16 protein-coding genes and 4 tRNA genes are annotated in these 21,194 nt (G+C 58.8%); 8 read left to right on the top strand and 12 right to left on the bottom strand.

The features are described from left to right. The first annotated feature begins 2 nt into the window (after positions 1-2). From HU727_RS01950 to HU727_RS01935, 4 genes are all read left to right on the top strand, one after another. Entirely contained in the window at positions 3-839 is an 837-nt protein-coding gene (locus HU727_RS01950; RefSeq protein ID WP_186534209.1) for an ABC transporter permease, read from the top strand. After that, positions 826-1,626: an ABC transporter permease gene (locus tag HU727_RS01945; protein ID WP_186534201.1), complete on the top strand. Its 801-nt coding sequence runs from the start codon at positions 826-828 to the stop codon at positions 1,624-1,626. The genes HU727_RS01950 and HU727_RS01945 overlap by 14 nt, the downstream gene beginning before the upstream one ends. Then, complete coding sequence (locus HU727_RS01940; RefSeq protein ID WP_186534202.1) at positions 1,623-2,612, top strand: ABC transporter ATP-binding protein; 990 nt, start codon at positions 1,623-1,625, stop codon at positions 2,610-2,612. The genes HU727_RS01945 and HU727_RS01940 overlap by 4 nt, the downstream gene beginning before the upstream one ends. A gap of 111 nt (positions 2,613-2,723) precedes the next feature. Continuing rightward, positions 2,724-3,377: an HAD family hydrolase gene (locus HU727_RS01935; protein WP_186534203.1), complete on the top strand. Its 654-nt coding sequence runs from the start codon at positions 2,724-2,726 to the stop codon at positions 3,375-3,377. Positions 3,378-3,516: 139 nt separating this feature from the next. Here HU727_RS01935 and HU727_RS01930 read toward each other — a convergent pair whose 3' ends face one another. Beyond that, positions 3,517-4,479, bottom strand: a complete 963-nt coding sequence (locus tag HU727_RS01930; protein ID WP_186534204.1) for a zinc-binding dehydrogenase — start codon at positions 4,477-4,479, stop codon at positions 3,517-3,519. A gap of 138 nt (positions 4,480-4,617) precedes the next feature. On the opposite strand from HU727_RS01930, the gene HU727_RS01925 reads away from it, so the two are divergent. After that, entirely contained in the window at positions 4,618-6,702 is a 2,085-nt protein-coding gene (locus HU727_RS01925) for a carboxy terminal-processing peptidase (protein WP_186534205.1), read from the top strand. A gap of 119 nt (positions 6,703-6,821) precedes the next feature. Further along, positions 6,822-8,615 carry a bifunctional diguanylate cyclase/phosphodiesterase gene (locus HU727_RS01920; protein ID WP_186534206.1) on the top strand — a complete coding sequence of 598 codons (1,794 nt, stop codon included), beginning with the start codon at positions 6,822-6,824 and terminating at the stop codon, positions 8,613-8,615. Positions 8,616-9,184: 569 nt separating this feature from the next. On the opposite strand, the gene HU727_RS01915 is transcribed toward HU727_RS01920, so the two are convergent. The 7 genes from HU727_RS01915 to bamJ form a co-directional block, all read right to left on the bottom strand. Beyond that, positions 9,185-9,553, bottom strand: coding sequence for a hypothetical protein (locus tag HU727_RS01915; RefSeq protein ID WP_186534207.1), 369 nt, complete (start codon positions 9,551-9,553; stop codon positions 9,185-9,187). Further along, positions 9,550-14,322: an RHS repeat-associated core domain-containing protein gene (locus HU727_RS01910; protein ID WP_217847124.1), complete on the bottom strand. Its 4,773-nt coding sequence runs from the start codon at positions 14,320-14,322 to the stop codon at positions 9,550-9,552. Before HU727_RS01910 ends, HU727_RS01915 begins: the two co-directional genes overlap by 4 nt. Positions 14,323-14,562: 240 nt before the next feature. Next, positions 14,563-14,970 (bottom strand): SEL1-like repeat protein, encoded by a 408-nt coding sequence (locus HU727_RS01905; protein ID WP_186534431.1) that lies wholly within the window; start codon positions 14,968-14,970, stop codon positions 14,563-14,565. After that, entirely contained in the window at positions 14,971-15,342 is a 372-nt protein-coding gene (locus HU727_RS01900) for a hypothetical protein (RefSeq protein ID WP_003223109.1), read from the bottom strand. Next, positions 15,339-15,677, bottom strand: a complete 339-nt coding sequence (locus HU727_RS01895; protein ID WP_186534430.1) for a helix-turn-helix domain-containing protein — start codon at positions 15,675-15,677, stop codon at positions 15,339-15,341. Before HU727_RS01895 ends, HU727_RS01900 begins: the two co-directional genes overlap by 4 nt. Positions 15,678-15,801: 124 nt before the next feature. After that, positions 15,802-16,257, bottom strand: a complete 456-nt coding sequence (locus HU727_RS01890) for a YkvA family protein (RefSeq protein WP_016773733.1) — start codon at positions 16,255-16,257, stop codon at positions 15,802-15,804. A 293-nt stretch (positions 16,258-16,550) separates the two neighbouring features. Beyond that, on the bottom strand, positions 16,551-17,267 hold the full coding sequence (gene bamJ / locus HU727_RS01885) for a BamJ family beta-barrel-assembly machinery protein (protein WP_186534429.1): 717 nt from the start codon (positions 17,265-17,267) through the stop codon (positions 16,551-16,553). Positions 17,268-17,536: 269 nt separating this feature from the next. Between bamJ and HU727_RS01880 the strand changes: the two genes are divergently transcribed. Both HU727_RS01880 and HU727_RS01875 read left to right on the top strand, forming a co-directional pair. Continuing rightward, the gene (locus HU727_RS01880; protein ID WP_186534428.1) at positions 17,537-19,345 is read left to right on the top strand and encodes a di-heme-cytochrome C peroxidase; all 1,809 of its coding nucleotides are present in this window, start codon (positions 17,537-17,539) and stop codon (positions 19,343-19,345) included. After that, on the top strand, positions 19,342-20,511 hold the full coding sequence (locus HU727_RS01875; RefSeq protein WP_186534427.1) for a catalase family protein: 1,170 nt from the start codon (positions 19,342-19,344) through the stop codon (positions 20,509-20,511). The genes HU727_RS01880 and HU727_RS01875 overlap by 4 nt, the downstream gene beginning before the upstream one ends. 94 nt (positions 20,512-20,605) lie before the next feature. On the opposite strand, the gene HU727_RS01870 is transcribed toward HU727_RS01875, so the two are convergent. The 4 genes from HU727_RS01870 to HU727_RS01855 form a co-directional block, all read right to left on the bottom strand. After that, positions 20,606-20,682 (bottom strand) — tRNA-Asp (locus HU727_RS01870). Positions 20,683-20,701: 19 nt separating this feature from the next. Next, positions 20,702-20,777: transfer RNA gene (locus HU727_RS01865), tRNA-Val, on the bottom strand. Between the two features lie 190 nt (positions 20,778-20,967). Then, positions 20,968-21,044: transfer RNA gene (locus HU727_RS01860), tRNA-Asp, on the bottom strand. Positions 21,045-21,063: 19 nt separating this feature from the next. Continuing rightward, positions 21,064-21,139: transfer RNA gene (locus HU727_RS01855), tRNA-Val, on the bottom strand. Between the last annotated feature and the right edge of the window lie 55 nt (positions 21,140-21,194).

Below are 21,194 nucleotides of genomic sequence, written 5' to 3'. Positions count from 1 at the left end.
CCATGACTCGCGCCAAGTGGCTCGCCGCCCTGTGCCTCGTGCCCTTCGCACTTTTCTTTATCGTGTTCGAAATCGCCCCGCTGGTCTGGGTGATGATCAACAGCCTGCAATCGGAAGAGTCCGGCTGGGGCTTCGCCAACTTCAGCAAGGTGTTTAGTTCGAAGTTCTATCGGCAGGCAATCCAGTACAGCCTGGAGATCAGTTTCTGGTCGAGCGTATTCGGCATCATCATCGCGGTGCTCGGGGCTTACTCGCTGCGTCGGGTCGATTCGAAACTGCGCAATTTTGTGAATGCCTTCGCCAACATGACCAGCAACTTCGCCGGCGTGCCACTGGCGTTCGCATTCATCATCCTGCTCGGTTTCAACGGCAGCATCACCATCATGCTGAAGCAGACGGGGATCATTCAGGACTTCAACCTGTACTCCAAAACCGGATTGATCATCCTCTACACCTACTTCCAGATTCCCCTCGGTGTGCTGCTGCTTTACCCGGCCTTTGACGCCTTGCGTGAAGACTGGCGCGAGTCCGCCGCGCTGCTCGGCGCCAACGGCTGGCAGTTCTGGCGGCACATCGGTCTGCCCGTGCTGACTCCGGCTTTGCTCGGCACCTTCGTCATCCTGCTGGCCAACGCTCTTGGCGCCTACGCCACGGTTTATGCGCTGACCACCGGCAATTTCAACGTGCTGCCAATTCGCATCGCGGCGATGGTATCGGGCGATATTTCGCTTGATCCGAACCTCGCCAGCGCACTGGCCGTGGTGCTCGTGGCGCTGATGACCATCGTCACCGTCGTGCATCAACTGCTGTTGAAGAGGAGCTACCATGTCTCGCGCTGAATCCGGCCCGGCCGGCGTCTACCACCGCGTCGTGGTTTATCTGCTGTTCGCGATCCTCCTGTTGCCACTCGTGGGCACGCTGGTTTATTCGATCGCCAGTAGTTGGTCGGCGACCATTCTGCCCAGCGGCTTTACCTTCAAGTGGTACATCCAGCTGTGGAGCGACCCGCGCTTTTTGCATGCATTCGGCCAGTCGCTGATCGTCTGTGTCGGTGCCCTGGTGCTGTCAGTGGTGCTGATCCTGCCGTTGCTGTTTGTCGTCCATTACTACTTCCCCAAACTCGATGCGCTGATGAACATCCTCATCCTGCTGCCCTTCGCAGTGCCGCCGGTGGTGTCCTCGGTGGGGCTGTTGCAGCTCTACGGTTCAGGGCCGATGGCGATGGTCGGCACGCCGTGGATTCTGATCGGCTGCTACTTCACCGTGGCCCTGCCCTTCATGTACCGGGCGATCACCAATAACCTGCAAGCGATCAATCTGCGTGACCTGATGGACGCCGCGCAACTGCTCGGCGCCAGTACTTTTCAAGCGGCGTTTCTGGTGGTGCTGCCGAACCTGCGCAAAGGCCTGATGGTGGCGCTGCTGCTGTCGTTCTCGTTCCTGTTCGGTGAATTCGTGTTCGCCAACATCCTCGTCGGCACCCGCTATGAAACCTTGCAGGTTTATCTGAACAACATGCGCAACACCAGCGGCCACTTCACCAGTGCACTGGTCATTTCGTACTTCTTTTTCGTGCTGGTCCTGACCTGGATCGCCAACATCTTGAACAAGGACAAGAGCGAATGAGCTACGTCAGCGTCCGGCATCTTCAAAAAAGTTATGCGGGCACCCCGGTGTTCAGTGACATCGATTGCGAAATCAACAAGGGCGAATTCGTCACGCTGCTCGGTCCATCCGGGTGCGGCAAGTCGACTCTGTTGCGTTGCATCGCCGGGCTGACGCCAGTGGATGGTGGCCAGATCCTTCTCGACGGTGTCGATATCGTGCCGTTGAGCCCGCAGAAGCGCGGCATCGGCATGGTGTTTCAGAGCTATGCGCTGTTTCCCAACATGACGGTCGAAAAGAACGTCGCCTTCGGCCTGCGCATGCAAAAGGTCAACGCCGATGACACCCAGAAACGCGTGTCCGAAGTGTTGAAGCTGGTGGAACTCAACGACTTCGCCGGCCGCTATCCGCATCAATTGTCTGGCGGTCAATGCCAGCGCGTCGCCCTCGCCCGTTCACTGGTGACCCGCCCACGCCTGTTGCTGCTTGATGAACCGCTGTCGGCGCTCGATGCACGAATCCGTAAACACCTGCGTGAGCAGATCCGCCAGATCCAGCGCGAACTCGGCCTGACCACGATCTTTGTCACCCACGATCAGGAAGAAGCACTGACGATGTCAGACCGGATTTTCCTGATGAATCAGGGAAAAATCGTACAAAGCGGCGACGCCGAAACCCTCTACACCGCGCCGGTCGATGTGTTCGCCGCCGGTTTCATTGGCAACTACAACCTGCTCGACGCCGAAGCTGCCTCAAAGCTGTTGCAGCGGCCGATCAATCACCGCATTGCTATCCGTCCGGAGGCCATCGAACTGAGCCTCAACGGCGAACTTGATGCGCAGATCCGCAGCCACAGCCTGCTCGGTAACGTGATTCGCTATCGGGTCGAAGCGCGCGGAGTCGAGCTGGTGGTCGATGTGCTCAATCGCTCGGCCGCTGACCTGCATCCCGATGGACAACGCCTGGCACTGTCCATCGATCCGACGGCCCTGTGTGAGGTAGCTTAAAAGCAGCTGCAAGCTTCGAGCTACAAGCTTCAAGTTGTAGACTGCGGCGTACTTGATTCCAATTCTTGCAGCTTGAAGCTCATGGCTTGAAGCTGTTCTCGGAGAGAACCGATGGCCCTGGCAATTTTTGATCTGGACGAAACCCTGATCCACGGCGACTGCGCCACCCTCTGGAGCGAGCAGATGGGGCGCCTGGGCTGGGTTGATCCCGAGTCGTTCATGCGCCGGAACAATGAACTGATGGACGCCTACAGCCGTGGCGAATTGCGCATGGAAGAGTACATGGACTTCAGCCTCGAGCCGCTGATTGGCCGGACGCCGGAAGAAATCGATCACCTGGTCGGTCCATGGGTCGAGGACTTCATCGAACCGATCATCTTCAGTGACGCGACCAAAACCATCGCCGCCCATCGCAAGGCGGGCGACCGGATTCTGGTGATATCGGCCTCGGGCACGCACCTGGTCAGACCGATTGCCGATCGACTGGGCATTGACGAGATTCTGGGGATTGAATTGGAGGTCGCCCACGGCGTGTACAGCGGCAACACCGTTGGCACCCTGACCTACCGCGAAGGCAAGATCAACCGTTTGCTGGAATGGCTGGACGCCGAAGAGGAAAATCTGGAAGGCGCGAGTTTCTATTCCGACTCACGCAATGATCTGCCGTTGTTGCTGAAAGTGGATTTCCCCCATGTGGTCAACCCGGATCCGGTGCTGCTTGAGCACGCCGAGAAAGCCGGGTGGCCGATCCATCACTGGAAATGACGAAGATTTAATCCGGTGGGCATCACCTGAATTCAACTCCATGCTTCAGGTCGGCGTAACTCGATAAAACAACACGGTCGGTCCCCTCTCCCTTTGGGAGAGGGTTTGGGTGAGGGGCGCTTGATTTATGCCGTGGTTCTCAGCTCAAGCTATCGTCAATCACCAACACCAACTTGCCCGCCACCGTATTACTCGCCAGTTCGGCAAATGCCGCCTCGGCATCCTTCACCGGGAACGCCCTGGCCAACTGCGGACGCAAGCGACCCTCGGCAAACAGTGGCCACACATGCTGACCCAGATCGCTCAGCAGATCCGCCTTGAACTGATCGTCACGGCTGCGCAATGTCGAACCGAGCAACTGCACGCGCTTGCCCAACACCTGCGCCAGGTCCAGCTTCGCCTCTCGCCCGCCCATCAAACCGATCAACACCCAACGCCCGTCGAGCGCCATCAGCTTGAGGTTGAGCGCAGAATAATTGCCGCCCACCGGATCGAGAATGACATCGAACGGTCCGAAGTCGCTCAGGCTCTCAATGCCATCTGTGCGCACCACGCCGCCCTGCGCGCCCAGCGCTTCGCAGTAAGCCAGGCGTTCGGCGGAACCGACGCTGACCCAGCACGGATTGCCAAACGCCTTGCACAGCTGAATGGCAGCTGAACCGATTCCACTCGCGCCCGCGTGCAGGAGAATTTTCTCACCCGGTTTCAGTGCTGCAAGTTGAAACACATTCAGCCAGACGGTGGCGTACACCTCGGGCAATGCTGCCGCCTCGATCAGCGAAACGCCTTCGGGGACCGGCAGCACATGCCGTCCGTCGACGACCACTTCTTCAGCCATGCCGCCCCCGGCCAGCAAGGCGCAAACCCGATCACCAACTTGCCACGACGAGCCCGCGCCGACCTCGCTGATGACCCCGGAACACTCAAGACCGAGCACCTGGCTGGCGCCCGGCGGTGGTGGATAAAGTCCTGCCTTCTGTAATAAATCGGCGCGATTGAGGCCGGCTGCTGCCACACGAATGCGAACTTGTCCTACATCACATGTAGGACTCGGCTCTTCAACCCATGCCACTTGACCTTCAACGCCTTGCAATGCCTTCACAGTGCCTCCATAGTGAGTCTGGACTGAGCCCGAAGCTGTAGCGCCGGGCTTTTTGCATTATGCGACCGGATCTCAAAGAACCGGCGACTTCAAAGACGGCCTAATATGCGTTATCAATTGTCCCCGCGTCGAATCAGCATGAAGCATCTGCTCCCCAGCACCGCCCTCGCTCTTTTCATCGGTATCGGTCTGTTGCCGGTGTCGGGCACTACATTCGCAGCCAACAGCTGGGACAAGTTGCAGCCTGATCGCGACGAAGTGATCGCCAGTCTCAACGTCGTCGAGTTGCTCAAGCGTCACCACTACAGCAAGCCGCCGCTCGACGATGCGCGCTCCGTGATTATCTACGACAGCTACATCAAGCTGCTCGACCCGTCGCGCAGCTACTTCATGGCCAGCGACATCGCTGAATTCGACAAGTGGAAGACCCAGTTCGACGACTTCCTCAAAAGCGGCGACCTCAACGCCGGGTTCACCATCTACAAGCGCTATCTGGACCGCGTCAAGGCGCGTCTGGACTTCGCCCTTGCCGAGCTGAACAAAGGTGTCGACAAAATGGATTTCACCACCAGGGAGACCTTGCTGATCGATCGCAAGGACGCGCCGTGGTTGAAATCCACCGCAGACCTCGACGACCTCTGGCGCAAACGCGTCAAGGACGAGGTCCTGCGCCAGAAGATCGCCGGCAAAGAGCCGAAGCAGATCCAGGAAACCCTGACCAAGCGTTACAAGAACCAGCTGGCGCGCCTGGACCAGACCCGTGCCGAAGACATCTTCCAGGCCTACATCAACACGTTCGCCATGTCCTACGACCCGCACACCAATTATCTGTCGCCGGATAACGCGGAAAACTTCGACATCAACATGAGCCTGTCCCTTGAGGGCATCGGTGCTGTGTTGCAGAGCGACAACGATCAAGTAAAAGTCGTGCGTCTCGTACCGGCAGGCCCGGCTGACAAGACCAAACAAGTCGCTCCGGCCGACAAGATCATCGGCGTTGCCCAAGGCAACAAAGAGATGGTCGACGTGGTCGGCTGGCGTCTGGATGAAGTGGTCAAGCTGATTCGTGGCCCGAAAGGCACCGTGGTGCGCCTTGAAGTGATTCCGGCGAGCAATGCGCCGAATGACCAGACCACCAAGATCGTGCCGATCACCCGTGAAGCGGTGAAGCTTGAAGATCAGGCCGTGAAAAAATCCGTGCTGAACCTGAAACAGGACGGCAAGGATTACAAGCTCGGCGTGATCGAGATCCCGGCCTTCTATCTTGACTTCAAGGCGTTCCGCGCCGGCGATCCCGATTACAAGAGCACCACTCGCGACGTCAAGAAACTGCTGACCGAGTTGCAGAAAGAAAAAGTCGACGGCGTGGTCATCGATCTGCGCAACAACGGCGGCGGTTCCCTGCAGGAAGCCACCGAGCTGACCAGCCTGTTCATCGACAAGGGCCCGACCGTGCTGGTGCGTAATGCCGATGGCCGCGTTGACGTGCTCGAAGACGAAAACCCGGGCGCCTTCTACAAAGGCCCGATGGCGTTGCTGGTCAACCGCCTGTCCGCCTCGGCTTCGGAGATCTTCGCCGGCGCCATGCAGGACTACCACCGCGCGTTGATCATCGGCGGCCAGACCTTCGGCAAAGGCACCGTGCAGACCATTCAGCCGCTGAACCACGGCGAACTGAAACTGACCCTGGCCAAGTTCTACCGGGTTTCCGGGCAGAGCACCCAGCATCAGGGCGTGTTGCCGGACATCGACTACCCGTCGCTGATCGACACCAAGGAAATTGGCGAGAGTGCCCTGCCGGAAGCGATGCCGTGGGACACCATCCGCGCGGCAATCAAACCGGCGGCCGATCCGTTCAAGCCGTTCCTGGCCCAGTTGAAGTCCGAACATGACTCACGCACCAACAAGGATGCCGAGTTCGTGTTCATCCGTGACAAGCTGGCCCTGGCGCAGAAACTGATGGAAGAAAAAACCGTCAGCCTCAATGAAGCCGATCGCCGTGCCCAGCACGCCGATATCGACGCCAAGCAACTGGCGATGGAGAACATCCGTCGCAAGGCCAAAGGCGAAGAACCGCTCAAAGAGCTGAAGAAAGAAGACGAAGACGCGCTGGCCGCTGCCGAGCCGGACAAGGTCAAACCGGAAGACGATGCTTATCTGAGCGAAACCGGGCGTGTGCTGCTCGATTACCTGAAGCTGAGCAATCAGGTGGCCAAGAAGTAAGTGATGGCAATTTAGTGGTGACGATCCCCGGATCGTCATCAAACAGTCATCATTCTGTCGTGCAATAAAGGGACTGGGAGCGAGCGCTCCCGGTCCTTTTTTTATCGCCAGAGATTGCCATGACCACGACCGAACAGCTGAGCGCCTTGAGCTCGATCCTGACTCAAAGCGGTTTACACAGCCTGTTTCAGCCGATCATCTGTCTTTCCGAACGACGCATTCTCGGCTACGAAGCCCTCACTCGCGGCCCGTCCAACAGCCCACTGCACTCGCCTATCGCGCTGTTCGCCGTCGCCCGTCAGGCCGGCCGATTAAGCGAGCTGGAAATCGCCTGTCGCCAAAGCGCCTGCCGCCGCTTCAATGAGCAGCAGTTGCCGGGAAAACTGTTCCTCAATGTCTCGCCGGAATCCTTACTCGAAGCCGCGCATCAACCAGGGCGCACATTGCAACTGCTGCAGGACTTCGGTATCCCGCCGAGCCAGGTGGTGATTGAGCTCACCGAGCAAACGCCGATCGATGACTTTCAGCTGTTGCAGACCGCCCTCCATCACTACCGCGCGATGGGATTTTCCATTGCGCTGGACGATCTGGGCGCGGGCTATTCAAGCCTGCGTTTGTGGTCGGAGCTGCGTCCGGATTACGTGAAGATCGATCGACACTTTATCGATGGCATTCATCAGGATGCATTGAAGCGTGAGTTCGTCGGTTCCATCCTGCAAATCGCCAAGGCGTCCCGCGCGCGAGTGATTGCCGAAGGTATCGAACTGCCGGAAGAACTCGCGGTGCTGACTGAAATGGGCGTCGATCTGGTGCAGGGTTACCTGCTTGGCCGCCCTCAGGAACATCCGCCTCGCGACGCCCGCGCCTTGATGCCCAAACACGACAGCAGCGCGGTCGCGCTGAACGACGAAGGCAGCGACCTCAGCGCCCTGCTCAACGACCAGCCGGCCGTCCAGCGCGATACGCCAACCGCCACCGTGCTGGAGGCCTTCCGCCGCCAGGCCAACCTCAACTCACTCGCGGTACTCGACGAACTAGGCCAGCCTTGCGGCATCGTCCATCGACACTCACTGTCGGACGCCCTGCTCAAACCGTTCGCCACCGATCTGTTCGCCCGCAAACCGATCAGCCGCCTCATGAACGATGATTTTCTTGCCGTGGAAATGAGCCAGTCGCTGCAACAAGTCAGCCGCCTGATCACCAGCCGCGCCCGCCAACGCATCGAAGAAGACTTCATCATCACCTTCAACGGCAGCTACCTCGGCCTCGGCCGGGTCATCGACGTACTCAAACTGATCACCGAACTGAAAATCCAGCAGGCCCGCTACGCCAACCCACTCACGTTGTTGCCGGGCAACGTACCGATCCAGCAATGCCTCACGCGGTTGCTGCAGCAAGGCCGCGAATCGTTCATCTGCTACGTCGACATCGACAGTTTCAAACCCTTCAACGACATCTACGGCTACGGCCGCGGCGACGAAGTCCTGCTGTGCCTCGCCCAATGCCTCAACGACCGCGTCGACCCCACCCGCGACTTCGTCGGCCACATCGGCGGCGACGACTTCCTCCTCGTCCTCGGCCCCGAAGACTGGCGCAGACGCCTCAACCAATTGCTCGACGACTTCCAAAGCCAATGCCGCCGCTTCTACCGCCCCGAGCATCTTGAAGCCGGCTGCTTCGTTGCACCGAATCGCCAGGGCGTGAGGCAGGAGTTTCCTCTTTTGTCGCTATCGATTGGCGTGGTGCATTTGCGACCTGAAGCTTGCGCAGCGCTTGATGCCAGCCAGCTTGCGGAAATGGCGTCGCAGGCTAAGCATCATGCGAAGGATGTTGTGGGGTGTAGCGTGCATTTGCTCGATGCTGCATCCCCCCGACCTATATGCGCCGCTGATCGCGCGTCGTCAACTTCTTAGGTTCCGTGGGACAAACCTGCTTTCGAAGAGAAAGTCGAACAGGCGGAAAATCATTGTTTTACCATCCCCATCCGCTGTTGAGGACCCTCAAATAAACTCAAATCGATTCGCACCTTACAGTTATCATAAAAGTCACTAATAAAACTTACTTTGTCATGACGAAAGTCCATAATCTGTTTATATAACGACTTGCTGGATCGGTCGAGCCACTCATTGAGTTAATCACCTCACACTTCTTATACACTCGCTCCGCCACACTCAGAACGCTATCGAAATATGCCTCACGACTTTCAATACCGAGGAACCTCGAAAAGTGGAACGGAAGGCCACTGTCCGATCGAAAAACGCTACAGAGGCTGAGTACCAGTAGATCAGCAAAATACAGCCGCTCCCTGCAGTTTTGATTGGAGATCAACACCAGTATGCCAGCGTCCCCACATTCGCTTAGGACGTTTAGATCCAGTGCATCGGGATCCTCAAAGTATTGGTCATCAAACAACTCAGCATTTGAATCTCCGTAAGTCCAACTTTTAAAATCCTCAAACGACCACCTCCCATCAACACGTCGATCATTTGGCACTGTCATCTTTAAAATTCTCCTGCTGATATCTTACTAAGCACTCAAGCAAAACCTGCATGAACTGGCGTTGATCTTCTACATCCTCATCGAAGTATGTTGTAATCTTTGCAAAAACCGCATCAAAACTATCACCAACACCCAAATAATATTTCAACGTATCAATACACCACTGACGTTCAGGCTTACTATACGAAAGAAACTCAGGCCTCATAAGAACATCAAAAAGCGAAGCAAGCTCCTCTTTATCATTAACATTTTTCGATACAATGATTTTTTCGCGTTCATCGTCGTGCGTGTTTTCTATATCAAATAAAAACAACAGACCACGTAGAACAAAATATTCGGGTTTACGTTTCATTCCATAAATTCCGTGTAAGACGTTATTGGTTTTCCCACGCTGTTGAGAATCACTATTGCATGAGTCTGCTGCCCATAAACTACTCCGCCTCTTCTGTAACCCTCCCCCACGATCTTCCCCATGTTCATCGGTTCAGTCGACGCGATTTGCCCATTTCGACTAAAAATTAGCTGAGCGCGATGTATGGCGTTCAGTTGATCTCGATAGCTAAAAAAATGAGTCGCTGCACTAGGTATTTTGGGCTGGCCCGCTCGCCTTCCGTTGGTATAAACCTCAATGACTCCAGTGGTTGGGTTTCGTCCCGTTAATGAACGCTCCTGCTGAGAAGCTAGTGTCGTCTGCTTGCCATGCTTCTCTACAAAGTGCGCGCCTCGTGTGGACTTCTCCATTTCATCCAAACGCCTATAAGCGTTTTCCTCCGCTAGCTCATCAATCCTCGCCCGACGCTCCTGCGCCGTCATCTTCGGCAGCGCAGGTTCACCCTCATCAACCTTAGCCCCATCACTCGCCCCCGGCACCGCACACCCAGGCCTATTCGGCGGCGGGCAATTGGACGTCAACCCCAACGGATCCACCCACCCCGTCGGGTTCGGCACGTACTGGTACTGGTTCAACCCACCCGCCAGCTTCACCGGGTCTGGGGTCAAATACCGCCCCAGCCTCGGGTCGTAATACCGATGCCGGTTGTAGTGCAGGCCGCTTTCAACGTCGAAGTACTGCCCTTGAAAGCGCAGCGGTTGGTCCAGGTAGTCGTTGCCGGCCAGGGTCACGGCGGCGACTTTGCCGTAGGCGTCGTATTGCGCCGACCAGACGATTTCGCCGCTGTAGTCGGTCAGTTCCTGCGGGGTGCCGAGGTGGTCGAGTTGGTAGTAGAACGGGCAGGCTTTTTTCGGGCCTTTGCCGTCGAGCAGGGCCAGCGGGCGGAAGGTGCCGGGTTCGTAGACGAAGCTGCGATATTGACTGTCGCTGCTTTCGGCGACGAGGTGGTCGCCTTGCCAGAAGAACTCGGTGGTGGCGCCATCGACGGCTTTGCGGATGCGCCGGCCGAAGGCGTCGTATTGGTAGCTGGCGGTCTGGCCGTCCGGGCGGGTCAGGCCGATCAGGCGGTGCTGGCAGTCGTAGCGGTATTCGGTGACGAGGGTCTGGCCGTGGCCACGGCGTTCGCGGATCAGGTTGCCGAAGGCGTCGTAGTCGTAATGGCGATCGCCCTGCATCAGCAGGCGGTTACCCTTGATCTGCGCAGGGGCGGGGCGGTCCTGCATCAGCAGGTTGCCGGCCGGGTCGTGGGCGAAGGACTCGGGAAGTTCATCGCGCGAATGGCGCACGCGGATCAAGCGGTCGAGGGCGTCGTAGCCGTAGGTGCGCTGGCCGTGGCGGCTGTCGGCGATGTGTTCCAGATTGCCGTTGGCGCTGTAGGCATAATCGCGGCGGTACAGCGCGGCGTGGCGATGGCCTACGGCATGGGCGAGTAAACGGCCCTGATCGTCGTAGGCATATTCGCTGAGCAGCAGGCCTTGCTGGCGTTGCTGCTCGCGGCCGGACTGATACACATGGCGGGTCAGCGGCGTGCCGTTGAGGTCGATGGCCGTCAGCGCACCGCCCTTGGCGTAGTGATAGTCGAGCTTGCTGTTGTCCGGCAGGCGCAGGCGTTTGAGTTGGCCGCAAGCATCGTAGGCATAGCGCAACGTGCCCCAGCCCTGATGCTCGGTGATCAGCCGATCCTGGCGGTCGTACTCGAAAGCCAGCGGGTGGTTGTGGCCGTCATCAACGCCAGTCAGGCGGCCGAGGCGGTCGTAGTGATAACTGACCTTGACCCCGTCGGGCAGGGTTTTGACCTGCAGTCTTCCGGCGGCATCGCGCTTGTACTGGGTGACCAGACTGAGGCCATGTTCGCCGAACTCGGTCTTTTCCAGCAGATGACCGTTGAGGTCGTAAACGTAGGCAGTGCGCCGGCCATCGAAGCCGGTTTCCTGTCGGATCAGGCCGGTGGGCGTGTAGTCCAGGCGGTATTTTTCGCCTGACTCGTTTTCGATCTCGGTGAGCAGCAGCCGCGCGTGGTCGTAGCGGTACTGCACGCGGGTGCCGTCGGGGTTGATTCGCCGCGAGACGAGGTGCAGGTCATCGTCATATTCATAGCGGGTGATGCGACCGAGCTCGTCGCGTTCGGCGGTGATCTGGCCGTAGGCGCCGTAGCTGTAGGCGCGGGTGCTTCCCGTAGGAGAAGTCGTCAGGATCAGTCGGCCCGCCCCATCCCATTGCTGACGGGTGATGGCGCCAAACTCGTCCTCGGTTGTGGTCCGCCGCCCGAGCGCGTCGTAGGAAAACCGCCGCACGCCGCCGTCGGGCAAGGTTTCCTCGACGAGCTGACCGAGTTCGTTCCACACCCAGCGGTGCCGGCTGCTGTCCGGGTAGCGCAGCGACAGCAACTGACCGCGAAGGCTGTAGTAGTAATGGGTGACCTGGCCGTCGGGATCGACCGCTTCAGTGACGGCGCCTTCGGCGTTGCGCCGATAGATCCACACCGCGTCGCCACGGCAACGCTTGTAGAGAAAACCGTTGCGGTACTCGTAGGACGTCGGTGCATCGTCCGGTGGAATCAGCGCGATCAGCCGTCCGACGTCGTCGTAGTGGTATTCGGTGACGGCGCCGAGCGCATCCTGTTCGGCGATCAACCGGCCCTGCTCGTCATAGGCCTTGAGCTGTTCGCCACCATCGGCCGCGACCTGGCGCACCAGCCGCGCCCGCTCGTCGTGGACGTAGACTTCTTCGGTGCCGTCGACGTAATGCACCGTCACGCTGGCGTCGTCGTCATTCCAGACGTAGCGGGTGTTCATCTGCGAGAACGAGGCCCAGTGCCGCACGCAGCGCGCCGCTTTGCCCGCGCGTTCCCATTCCCAGAAGAAGCTCGCCCCGCCGGTCAACTGCCGCTGCAGGATGACGTGGTGGTCGTCGTAGTCGTAATGCTCGCTGTCGCCGACGGCGTTGGTTGCAGCCAGCAGGCGCTGCCGCGCGTCGTAGTGATAAGTGGCGAGGTTTTGCTCGGTCGCCCATTCACCCTGTGCAAAGACCTGGTAATCGATCGCCACCAGTTGCGCGCGGTCATAGCGCAGCAACAACGCGCGCCCGGCGCCGTTGTGCAGGCGCTGAACACGGTCGGACCGATCGCGTTGCAGCGTCAGACGATTGCCATGGGCGTCGCTGATCGCCGTCAGCCGTCCCGCGCGAAAGTGATAAAACCGCGCGCTGTCGCCGGCCAGGGCGAGGATCAGTTCTTCGGGTTCGTCGCCAAGAAAAATCGCCGCCCGCGACAGGCTGTTGTGGATGGCCGGGCGCGCTGCGTCGGGTAAAGGGAAACGGGTGCGGCGGTTTTCGTGGTCGATCCAGATCACGCCATCGCCGTCGAAAGCCAGGCGATGGGCCAGCGTATGGCTCCAGCCGAACCCGAGGCCACTGTCGATTTCGACCGCGCTGCTGCGGTACAAACGGGTGAATTCGAACGGCAGCACGCCGTCGAGCACCGCGTCGGTCAGGGTCAGCAGCTCTTCGCCGGTGACCATCGACACCGGGCAGCCGTTTTTACAGGTATTGGGGACGCAGTCGGCGGCATCGCCGTTGGGGTTTTTCGCCTGGTCGGGGGCGTCGTCGTGGGGCTCGTCTTTCTTCAACGAGGCGTTACGCTTGGCATCCCAGCGCAATTGCATCCGGCCTTTTTTCACCCCGGCGGCAATGCCCCGCGCTGCAACAGCTTTGTAGCGGTCGACGTATTCAATGAACACGCTGACGATGGTGAACATCGCCTTGACCAGACGCTTGGCCACTTTGAACAGCTGGGCTGCACGATCAGCCAGACGCAGCGTCAGATAAGCGATCCCCGCGCCCGCCCCGACAAACGTCAGAACCACGCCTATCAGCACATCGATGATCAGTTGCACGATCATCATCGACGCCACTTCGGCGGTCTTGCCGGCAATCTCGCCGGGCGGAAGCATGTCCAGCCACAGGCTCGCCGACCGTAGCAGCAAACACAGCGCCGCTTCGTCACTGACCAGCAACTGCAGTTTTTCCATGAGATCAGGCGCGGTTTTCGCCAGCTCGATCAGGTCATCCGCACCACTGCCCAGTCGCCCGGCAAACTTGCCGGGGTCCTGGAGAATGTCCGACAGCAGACCGATGCTGTCCCAAACCCCTTCGATTGCCGCCCAACTGCCGGCGAGCATGCCGTTGCTGGCCGCTGTCGCCACCGACTGCGACCACTGGGGCTTGAAGCCCTGCCACTCCCTGCGCAGCCAGCCGTCCAGTTCGCCGGTCAAACCGTCGTAAGAGTCGAACAGCTCGGCAACCTGATCGGACGTGACAGCGCCATGCACCTGCACGCGGTAAAACTTGCCGGGCTTTCCTTCGAATTCGCCCTTGCCGTGCTGATCAAGGGTGACTTTGGTGGTCTCGCCCCCGTCCACCGCCACCACATCGACGACGATGTTGCCCAGCGGGATGTCATAGACCGATTCAAACTTGCTCTCTATCTGCATCAACCCGCCTTGCGGGCACTGGACGACGCTGGAGGAGAATTCGTTATCGCTGCTGCTGACCGCCGTGCTGTGTTCGCCGAAGCGAATGATGCGTTCCATGCCCACCAGCGACGGCAGGTCCGCCGCTTCGCTGAACCGGTCTGCCCCGCGACTGATCCAGTGATCGAGCTGTTTGCGGTAGAGGCTGAGGGTGTCGGGAAAGCTGTCGAGTTCCTGCTCGATGCGAGCGATGACTTCCATCAACACACGCGCAAAGACAGGTGGGGTCGGATAACGGGCTGGAGCATGAGCGGTCCCTCGCGCAGAAAATTAGTCGCGGGAACTGTGCGGGGGATCAAAAAGGAAAGAAGTCAGGCGAGTAGGCAAAGGGCGTAGGACAAATCTGCAATCGAAGATCAAGCGATTAACGCCCAGGCTAAAACGCAAACGCGGCGTGAGGAAAACCTCACGCCGCGTTTATCGGGACAGACATAACTGGATTTACTGCGTTGAATCTCCAGCCTTCAGCTGTTGCAGTTTCAGCTCCGCCAAAGGATGGCCGGCCTTGGCGGCCATCCGCCACCAACGGGCGGCTTCAACGGGATCCGGCGCTTTGCTCGGCGTGCCAGCAAGGCTGATGACACCCAATTGATAAGCCGCTTTGCCATCCCCGGCCAGCGCCGCCAGACGCAGCAAACGCACGCCTTCTTCGCGCGCGCCCAGACCGACGCCGCGAAAGGTCAGGATATGCCCATAGAAGCTTTGTGCACCGACATCGCCAAGATTGGCCATGCGCGCAAACTGTCCCTCAAGCCAGCGCCAGCCGCGCGGCTGGCGAACAAACCACGACCAATGAAACAGCCTGCGAGCCAACCAGTAACCGGCTCGCGCCTTCAGGCGCAGGAACACTCAGGCCTCCGCCGATTCCGGGTACTCGTATTCGAAGACGCGGACGACTTCAGACGCGTGCCAGGACGCCGCAGCCACGCCGTCCGAAGGCCCGGAAAACCGGCCCAGACGCTCGACACATTCAAAAAAACCGGTACGTGGCAAACGACTGGCGCCTTGGCTGATCACCAGAGAACTGCGCAACGGCTGCTCGGCTTTTGCATCCAGTGCGGCCAGATGCTCAAGCGCCGCCGTCAGGGTTTGCATTGCCGGTGTCGGCAGCTGCAAACGCTCCAGCAGCGCTCGATACGTCAGAAGATGGCGCTGACGGCGCGCCTGGTCCAGTTCCCCCAGCAATCCGTCCCAATGTTGACGACTGATGCGTACGCTCACGATTCATCCCTCCACCCTGGCACCGTCAGTTCCCAGGCCAGGCTGCGGCGAATCGCAGCGTCGGGTTGACGCTCACCACTTTCGATCATGGCCAGATAAGACGGGCTGATGCCTACCGTGCGGGCCAGCGCCTCGATGGCGATGCCCTTACCTTCGCGCAAACTGCGTAATTGATCCAGACCCGGAAGAGGTTCTGTTGAGGCGGTGAGCGGCGCTGCTGGCCGCTGCGCCGGTGTTTCGTTGATACCTGCTGCTTTCAGTAGAGCCTGATATTGAGCCCACGGCAGAACCGCGTATTCGGGTTCGCCATCGCGTGCAATTATCTGAATATCCATGACTACCCCGTAGGACAACAACACTTAGCGAGTCGGCACTTTTCCCTAGAAGTGTAATCCTAACAGCGGCCAAGGTCGCGGGGGGTATCTATCTACAAAGCTATCTACAGGCAGTCTTTGTCAGTCAGGGCTTTTTCGGGCCTTGGAGCTGCAATTGTTCGGGCGTGTCAGGCAGGCGCTCGACGACCGCCAGCTTCTCCGGTTGCTGGCGCTTGCGCCACAGGCGGAAGGCATTGAGTTCGTCATCAAGCGTTTTCATCAGCCAGGCGAGGACGGCAATGTCATCGAGCATGCCGAACATGGGGATGAAGTCCGGAATGGCATCAACGGGGCTGAGGAAATACATCAGACCCGCCACGACCGAGATCAGCGACTTGGCACTGATCGCGCGGTACTCCCCGCGCCAGTAGGCCAAGCAGAGCGATTGCAGCAAGCGCAGGTCATCTTTCAGCTTGCCAAGACGATTGCCTTGCGCGGCACCTTTGCTGGCAACGGCAAACAGCAGGGTCGGCAGACGTCCACGCGCCAGCAGGCGACCGGCCAAGGGCAGGAATCGAGCGAAATTCCACGGAGCTTTCATCTATTCTTCCCGTTGAAATGTTATCCACACAAATTGTGGATAACCTTGTGAACAGAGCTGCATTTCAGCGCTGAGAGCCCCGTTTCATAAGGGCTGCGCTCAGATCGGGCGTTTTTTACTCACATAAAAAAGCCCAACATTTCATTGACTTGGCGGCTCAGGGCGTCTAGCGCGGGCAGCCTCAATGCTATGACTGTGCTGATCAACGTCAGTTCGCTCTGTTTACCTTCACCGCCATCCAGACGCAACAACGCCCCGCATAAGCGAGGCGCTGTTGTCGAAGCCGTTGCGTGTTACTTGGCAGCGGCGTCTTCTTTGGCTGGATCCTTGATGGCCAGCAGTTCCAGGTCGAAAACCAGAACCGAGTTGGCCGGGATTGCCGGGCTTGGCGACTGAGCGCCATAAGCCAGATCGCTAGGGATGTACAGTTTGTACTTCTCGCCAACGTGCATCAGTTGCAGACCTTCAACCCAGCCCGGGATCACGCCGCTGACCGGCAGGTCAATCGGGCTGCCGCGCTCGACCGAGCTGTCGAATACGGTGCCGTTGGTGAGCTTGCCGGTGTAATGAACAGTCACGACGTCGGTCGGCTTAGGCTGCGCGCCATCGGCTTTCTTCACTACTTCGTACTGCAGGCCGGAAGCGGTAGTGGTTACACCTGCTTTCTTGCCGTTTTCTTCGAGGAACTTCTTGCCGGCGGCTGCCGACTCTTCGCTCATTTTGGCCATACGCTCTTCGGCACGCTTTTGCAGCGCGGCGAAAGCTTCGACCAGTTCGTCATCTTTCAGCTTCTGTTCTTTCTTGCCAACGGCATCTTCGATGCCCTGGGCTACCGCTTTGGAGTCCAGATCATCCATGCCTTCCTGAGCAAGGCTTTTGCCCATGTTCAGGCCGATGCCGTAGGAAGCTTTCTGCGCCGGGGTTTTCAGCTCTACGCTGGTCTGCGAATCACAACCCGCAAGTACCAGGCTAACCAGGGCTACCGCCGCCGCCAACCGATGCTGTTTCATGCTATTTCCTTGTTCATGCGCCGAATGGGCAATCGAGTAAAGCCGCGAGCTTATCAGGCCGCCACGACCAATGGCTACCGGCATGAGAGCAGGAATCTTCTGATAAGTTCAGGGATTAAAACGCATTTTGGCAAAGGCTTGATGAAGCTTCTGTCATCCGTAGCCGACATGGATCGCTGGCTCCCGGCTCTGCATCTGGCGTAATGGCCACTTGCCCAGCAGTCGTAGCTCAGGCATAACAGCGCAACAATTCGACAAGGATGTTTATCTTGCGCCTCTTTTTCCGCGTTCTCGTTTTGATGGCCGTACTACTGGGACTCGCCGTTGCGGTGATTCTGTACTACGTCGCCAACCCGAAACTCCCTTTCTACACCCCGCCCCAACAGGTACGTTACCTGGATCAATGGAGCGAGGAGCAACGGCAGACCTACTATTTCACGCCACAGGGCACGCAAGTCAAAGGCCTGCGTTACGAGTGGTTCCAGGCGCTGGAACTGCCCTTCTCCGAGCAACGATTCGCCTCACCGGAGTATCTCGCCCGTTTCGGTTTTCTGGTCGACCCGCAGCAAAAAGCGACGGCAACCAACCCCGGTAATCTGCCTGTTGGCTTTGCCCGACATCAGAACCCTGGCAGTTCAGAGCACTATCTGGACATCACCTGCGCCGCTTGCCACACCGGCGAACTGCGCTTCAAAGGTCAAGCCGTGCGGATTGATGGCGGTACCGCGCAACATGTATTGCCTTCAAGCGTTCCTACGTTGCGCGGCGGCAGTTTCGGACAGGCCTTGGTCGCCAGTCTCGCCTCGACTTACTACAACCCGTGGAAATTCGAGCGCTTTGCCCGCCAGGTGCTCGGCAACGATTACGACGCTCGCCACGCGCAATTGCGCAAAGATTTCAGAACTTCGCTGAACACCTTCCTCCAAGTGGCCTGGAACGACACCCATCGCGGGCTCTACCCGACCGAGGAAGGCCCGGGGCGCACCGATGCATTCGGACGGATTGCCAACGCGACGTTTGGCGATGCCATTTCCCCTGACAACTACCGTGTGGCCGATGCCCCGGTGGATTACCCACAGCTGTGGGACATGTGGACTTTCGATTGGGTGCAATGGAACGGCTCGGCCCAGCAGCCGATGGCGCGCAATATCGGCGAAGCGCTGGGCGTTGGCGCCACCCTGAATTTCTTCGACGCCAACCGCCAACTGCTGCAAGGCGACGATCGCTACCCTTCCAGCGTGCGGGTTCGCGATTTGCACACCATCGAGGAAACCTTGCAGCAACTGAAGCCGCCAGCGTGGCCCGAGGATCTTTTCGGCGCTATCGACAAACCGCTCGCCGCCACCGGCCGCACGCTATTTGCCGAAAACTGCGCAGGCTGCCACGTTCCGCGCCAATCCCGAGAGGGCGATCGCTGGGTTCAGCATTTGAGCATGCTGCCCGTGGACGTCATCGGCACTGACCCGAACGCGGCCAACAACATCGCCAGCCACCGGTTCGACCTGACAGCGCTGCAATGGGATGTAAAAGAGTTGGAAAAGATGGATGTGAGGCTGGACCCCGCCCCAAAAGAACCGCTCGATCTGAGCCAATTGTCGGCGGCCAAGGGCTTGGCTTACGTCACCGCGTTCGTGGGAAACCGCGCTTATCGCGAAGCCAGCGTCACGCCGGCGGAAAAACCTGGACTGGACGGTTTCGGCCTGCCAATCGGGGTGCGCGAGAAGGTTGCTTACAAGGCCAGACCGCTGGCGGGCGTGTGGGCGACCGCGCCGTTTCTGCACAACGGTTCGGTGCCCAGCCTTTATCAGTTGCTCTCACCGCAAGATGAACGGGCGATAACCTTCTATAAGGGCACGGTCGAATACGATCCGCGTCACCTCGGGTACCGAACGGAGGCTTTCACCAATGGCTTCCTGTTCGACACGCGCATCAGCGGCAATCACAACAGCGGCCACGAATTCCGCGCCGGCGAACGCGGTAACGGGGTGATCGGCCGACTCCTCCAGCCCGAGGAGCGCTGGGCGCTGCTCGAATACCTGAAAGTGCTGGGCGGCCCTCTGGAGGCGCAACTGCCATGATCATGCCGACGTTCAAAAAGGAACCGCCACTGCTCGCCCGTTGCTGGTGGTGGCTGGGACGTTTGCTCGGCAAAACGCTGCTGATCCTGCTCGTCATCGGCGTCCTTTGCTGGGCAATCGCTAGCGCGTGGTTTGCCTGGCAGCATCGCGGGCCGGTGTCGGCACTGGAGCAGATTCCGCCGGGCGAGGCGGCGATGACTCAGGGAATAATTCAGACGGCGGTCCGCATCGTCGATCAACACCGTGAGGGCACCCGTTATCTGCGTGACGCCCATGCCAAGGCGCATGGTTGTGTGAGGGCTCAGGTGCAAGTATTGCCTGACCTGGCACAGTCGCTGCGACAAGGTGTGTTCAGCGAGCCGGGCAAAACGTGGGACGCGATGATCCGGCTGTCCAATGGCAACGCCTATCCGCAATTCGATAGCATCCGCGATGCCCGGGGCATGGCGATCAAACTGCTCGACGTTCCCGGAAAACAATTGCTCGGCAACCGCCAGGACCAGCATGAACAGGACTTTGTCATGTTCAGCCACCCGAATTTCTTTGTCAGCGATGTCGCCGAATACCGTCAGAATGTGGCGGCGCAGGCTGACGGGAAGAAGATCATGGCGTTTTTTCCGGCATGGGATCCGCGCACCTGGCAGGTCCGCCATCTGTTTATTGCGCTGGCCACTCTGTCACCGCCGCCAGACAGCCTGACCGGGACGACGTACTTTTCGGTATCGCCGTACAAGTTTGGAGAGGCCAATGCCAAATTCCGTGTCATGCCGGATCCGGACAGTTGTCCGGCTTATGCATTGCCCAGGCAGAATCACGACCTGCCAAACTTTTTGCGCAGCGCTCTGACTCAGCAGCTGTCGACGGATCGGGTGCCGGCCTGTTTCGCTTTGCAGATCCAGCGCCAGGATGCAAACAAGTACATGCCGATCGAAGACACCAGCGTGGAATGGCGTGAGCAGGATGCACCGTTCGAAACCGTGGCGCGGATAACTTTGCCACCACAGGATTTCGATACACCCGCCCTGAATCTGCAATGCGACAACCTGTCGTTCAATCCGTGGTTCGGGATCGAGGCACATCGGCCGATTGGCGGCATCAATCGCTTGCGCAAGGCGGTGTATGAAGCGGTGAGTGATTATCGGCACAGCCGAAATGCCACGCAGTAGCGGCGTCCCTGAGATTGCTGAATCCCGGACAACAAAAAGCCCGCACAAGGCGGGCTTTCCGTGGTATCTGGCGTTCAGTTCCAGATACCGAATATGGCGCAGCGGACGGGACTCGAACCCGCGACCCCCGGCGTGACAGGCCGGTATTCTAACCGACTGAACTACCGCTGCGCGAAACGCTTGAAACGAATGGTGGGTGATGACGGGATCGAACCGCCGACATTCTGCTTGTAAGGCAGACGCTCTCCCAGCTGAGCTAATCACCCTTCGCTTCGTTACGGGGCGCATTATGTCACAAGTTTTCTTAAAGTGTTGATTTAATTGAATATTTTTCAAAAAAATCAGAAAACCGGTGAAACGACACAACCCGCAGGTACAACCTTGAGGCAGAAAAAAACCCGCCTCAGCGGGTTTTTCCGTGGTGACCTGGCGTTCAGTGTTCCAGGTTACCGAATATGGCGCAGCGGACGGGACTCGAACCCGCGACCCCCGGCGTGACAGGCCGGTATTCTAACCGACTGAACTACCGCTGCGCGTAACACATGAAACGAATGGTGGGTGATGACGGGATCGAACCGCCGACATTCTGCTTGTAAGGCAGACGCTCTCCCAGCTGAGCTAATCACCCTTCGCTTCGGTGTGGCGCGCATTCTACGGAGCACCCCCACCTCTGGCAAGCACTT

Source organism: Pseudomonas khorasanensis, from assembly GCF_014268505.2.
Classification (GTDB): Bacteria; Pseudomonadota; Gammaproteobacteria; order Pseudomonadales; family Pseudomonadaceae; genus Aquipseudomonas; species Aquipseudomonas khorasanensis.
This window is presented reverse-complemented; position numbering and strand designations above follow the sequence as displayed.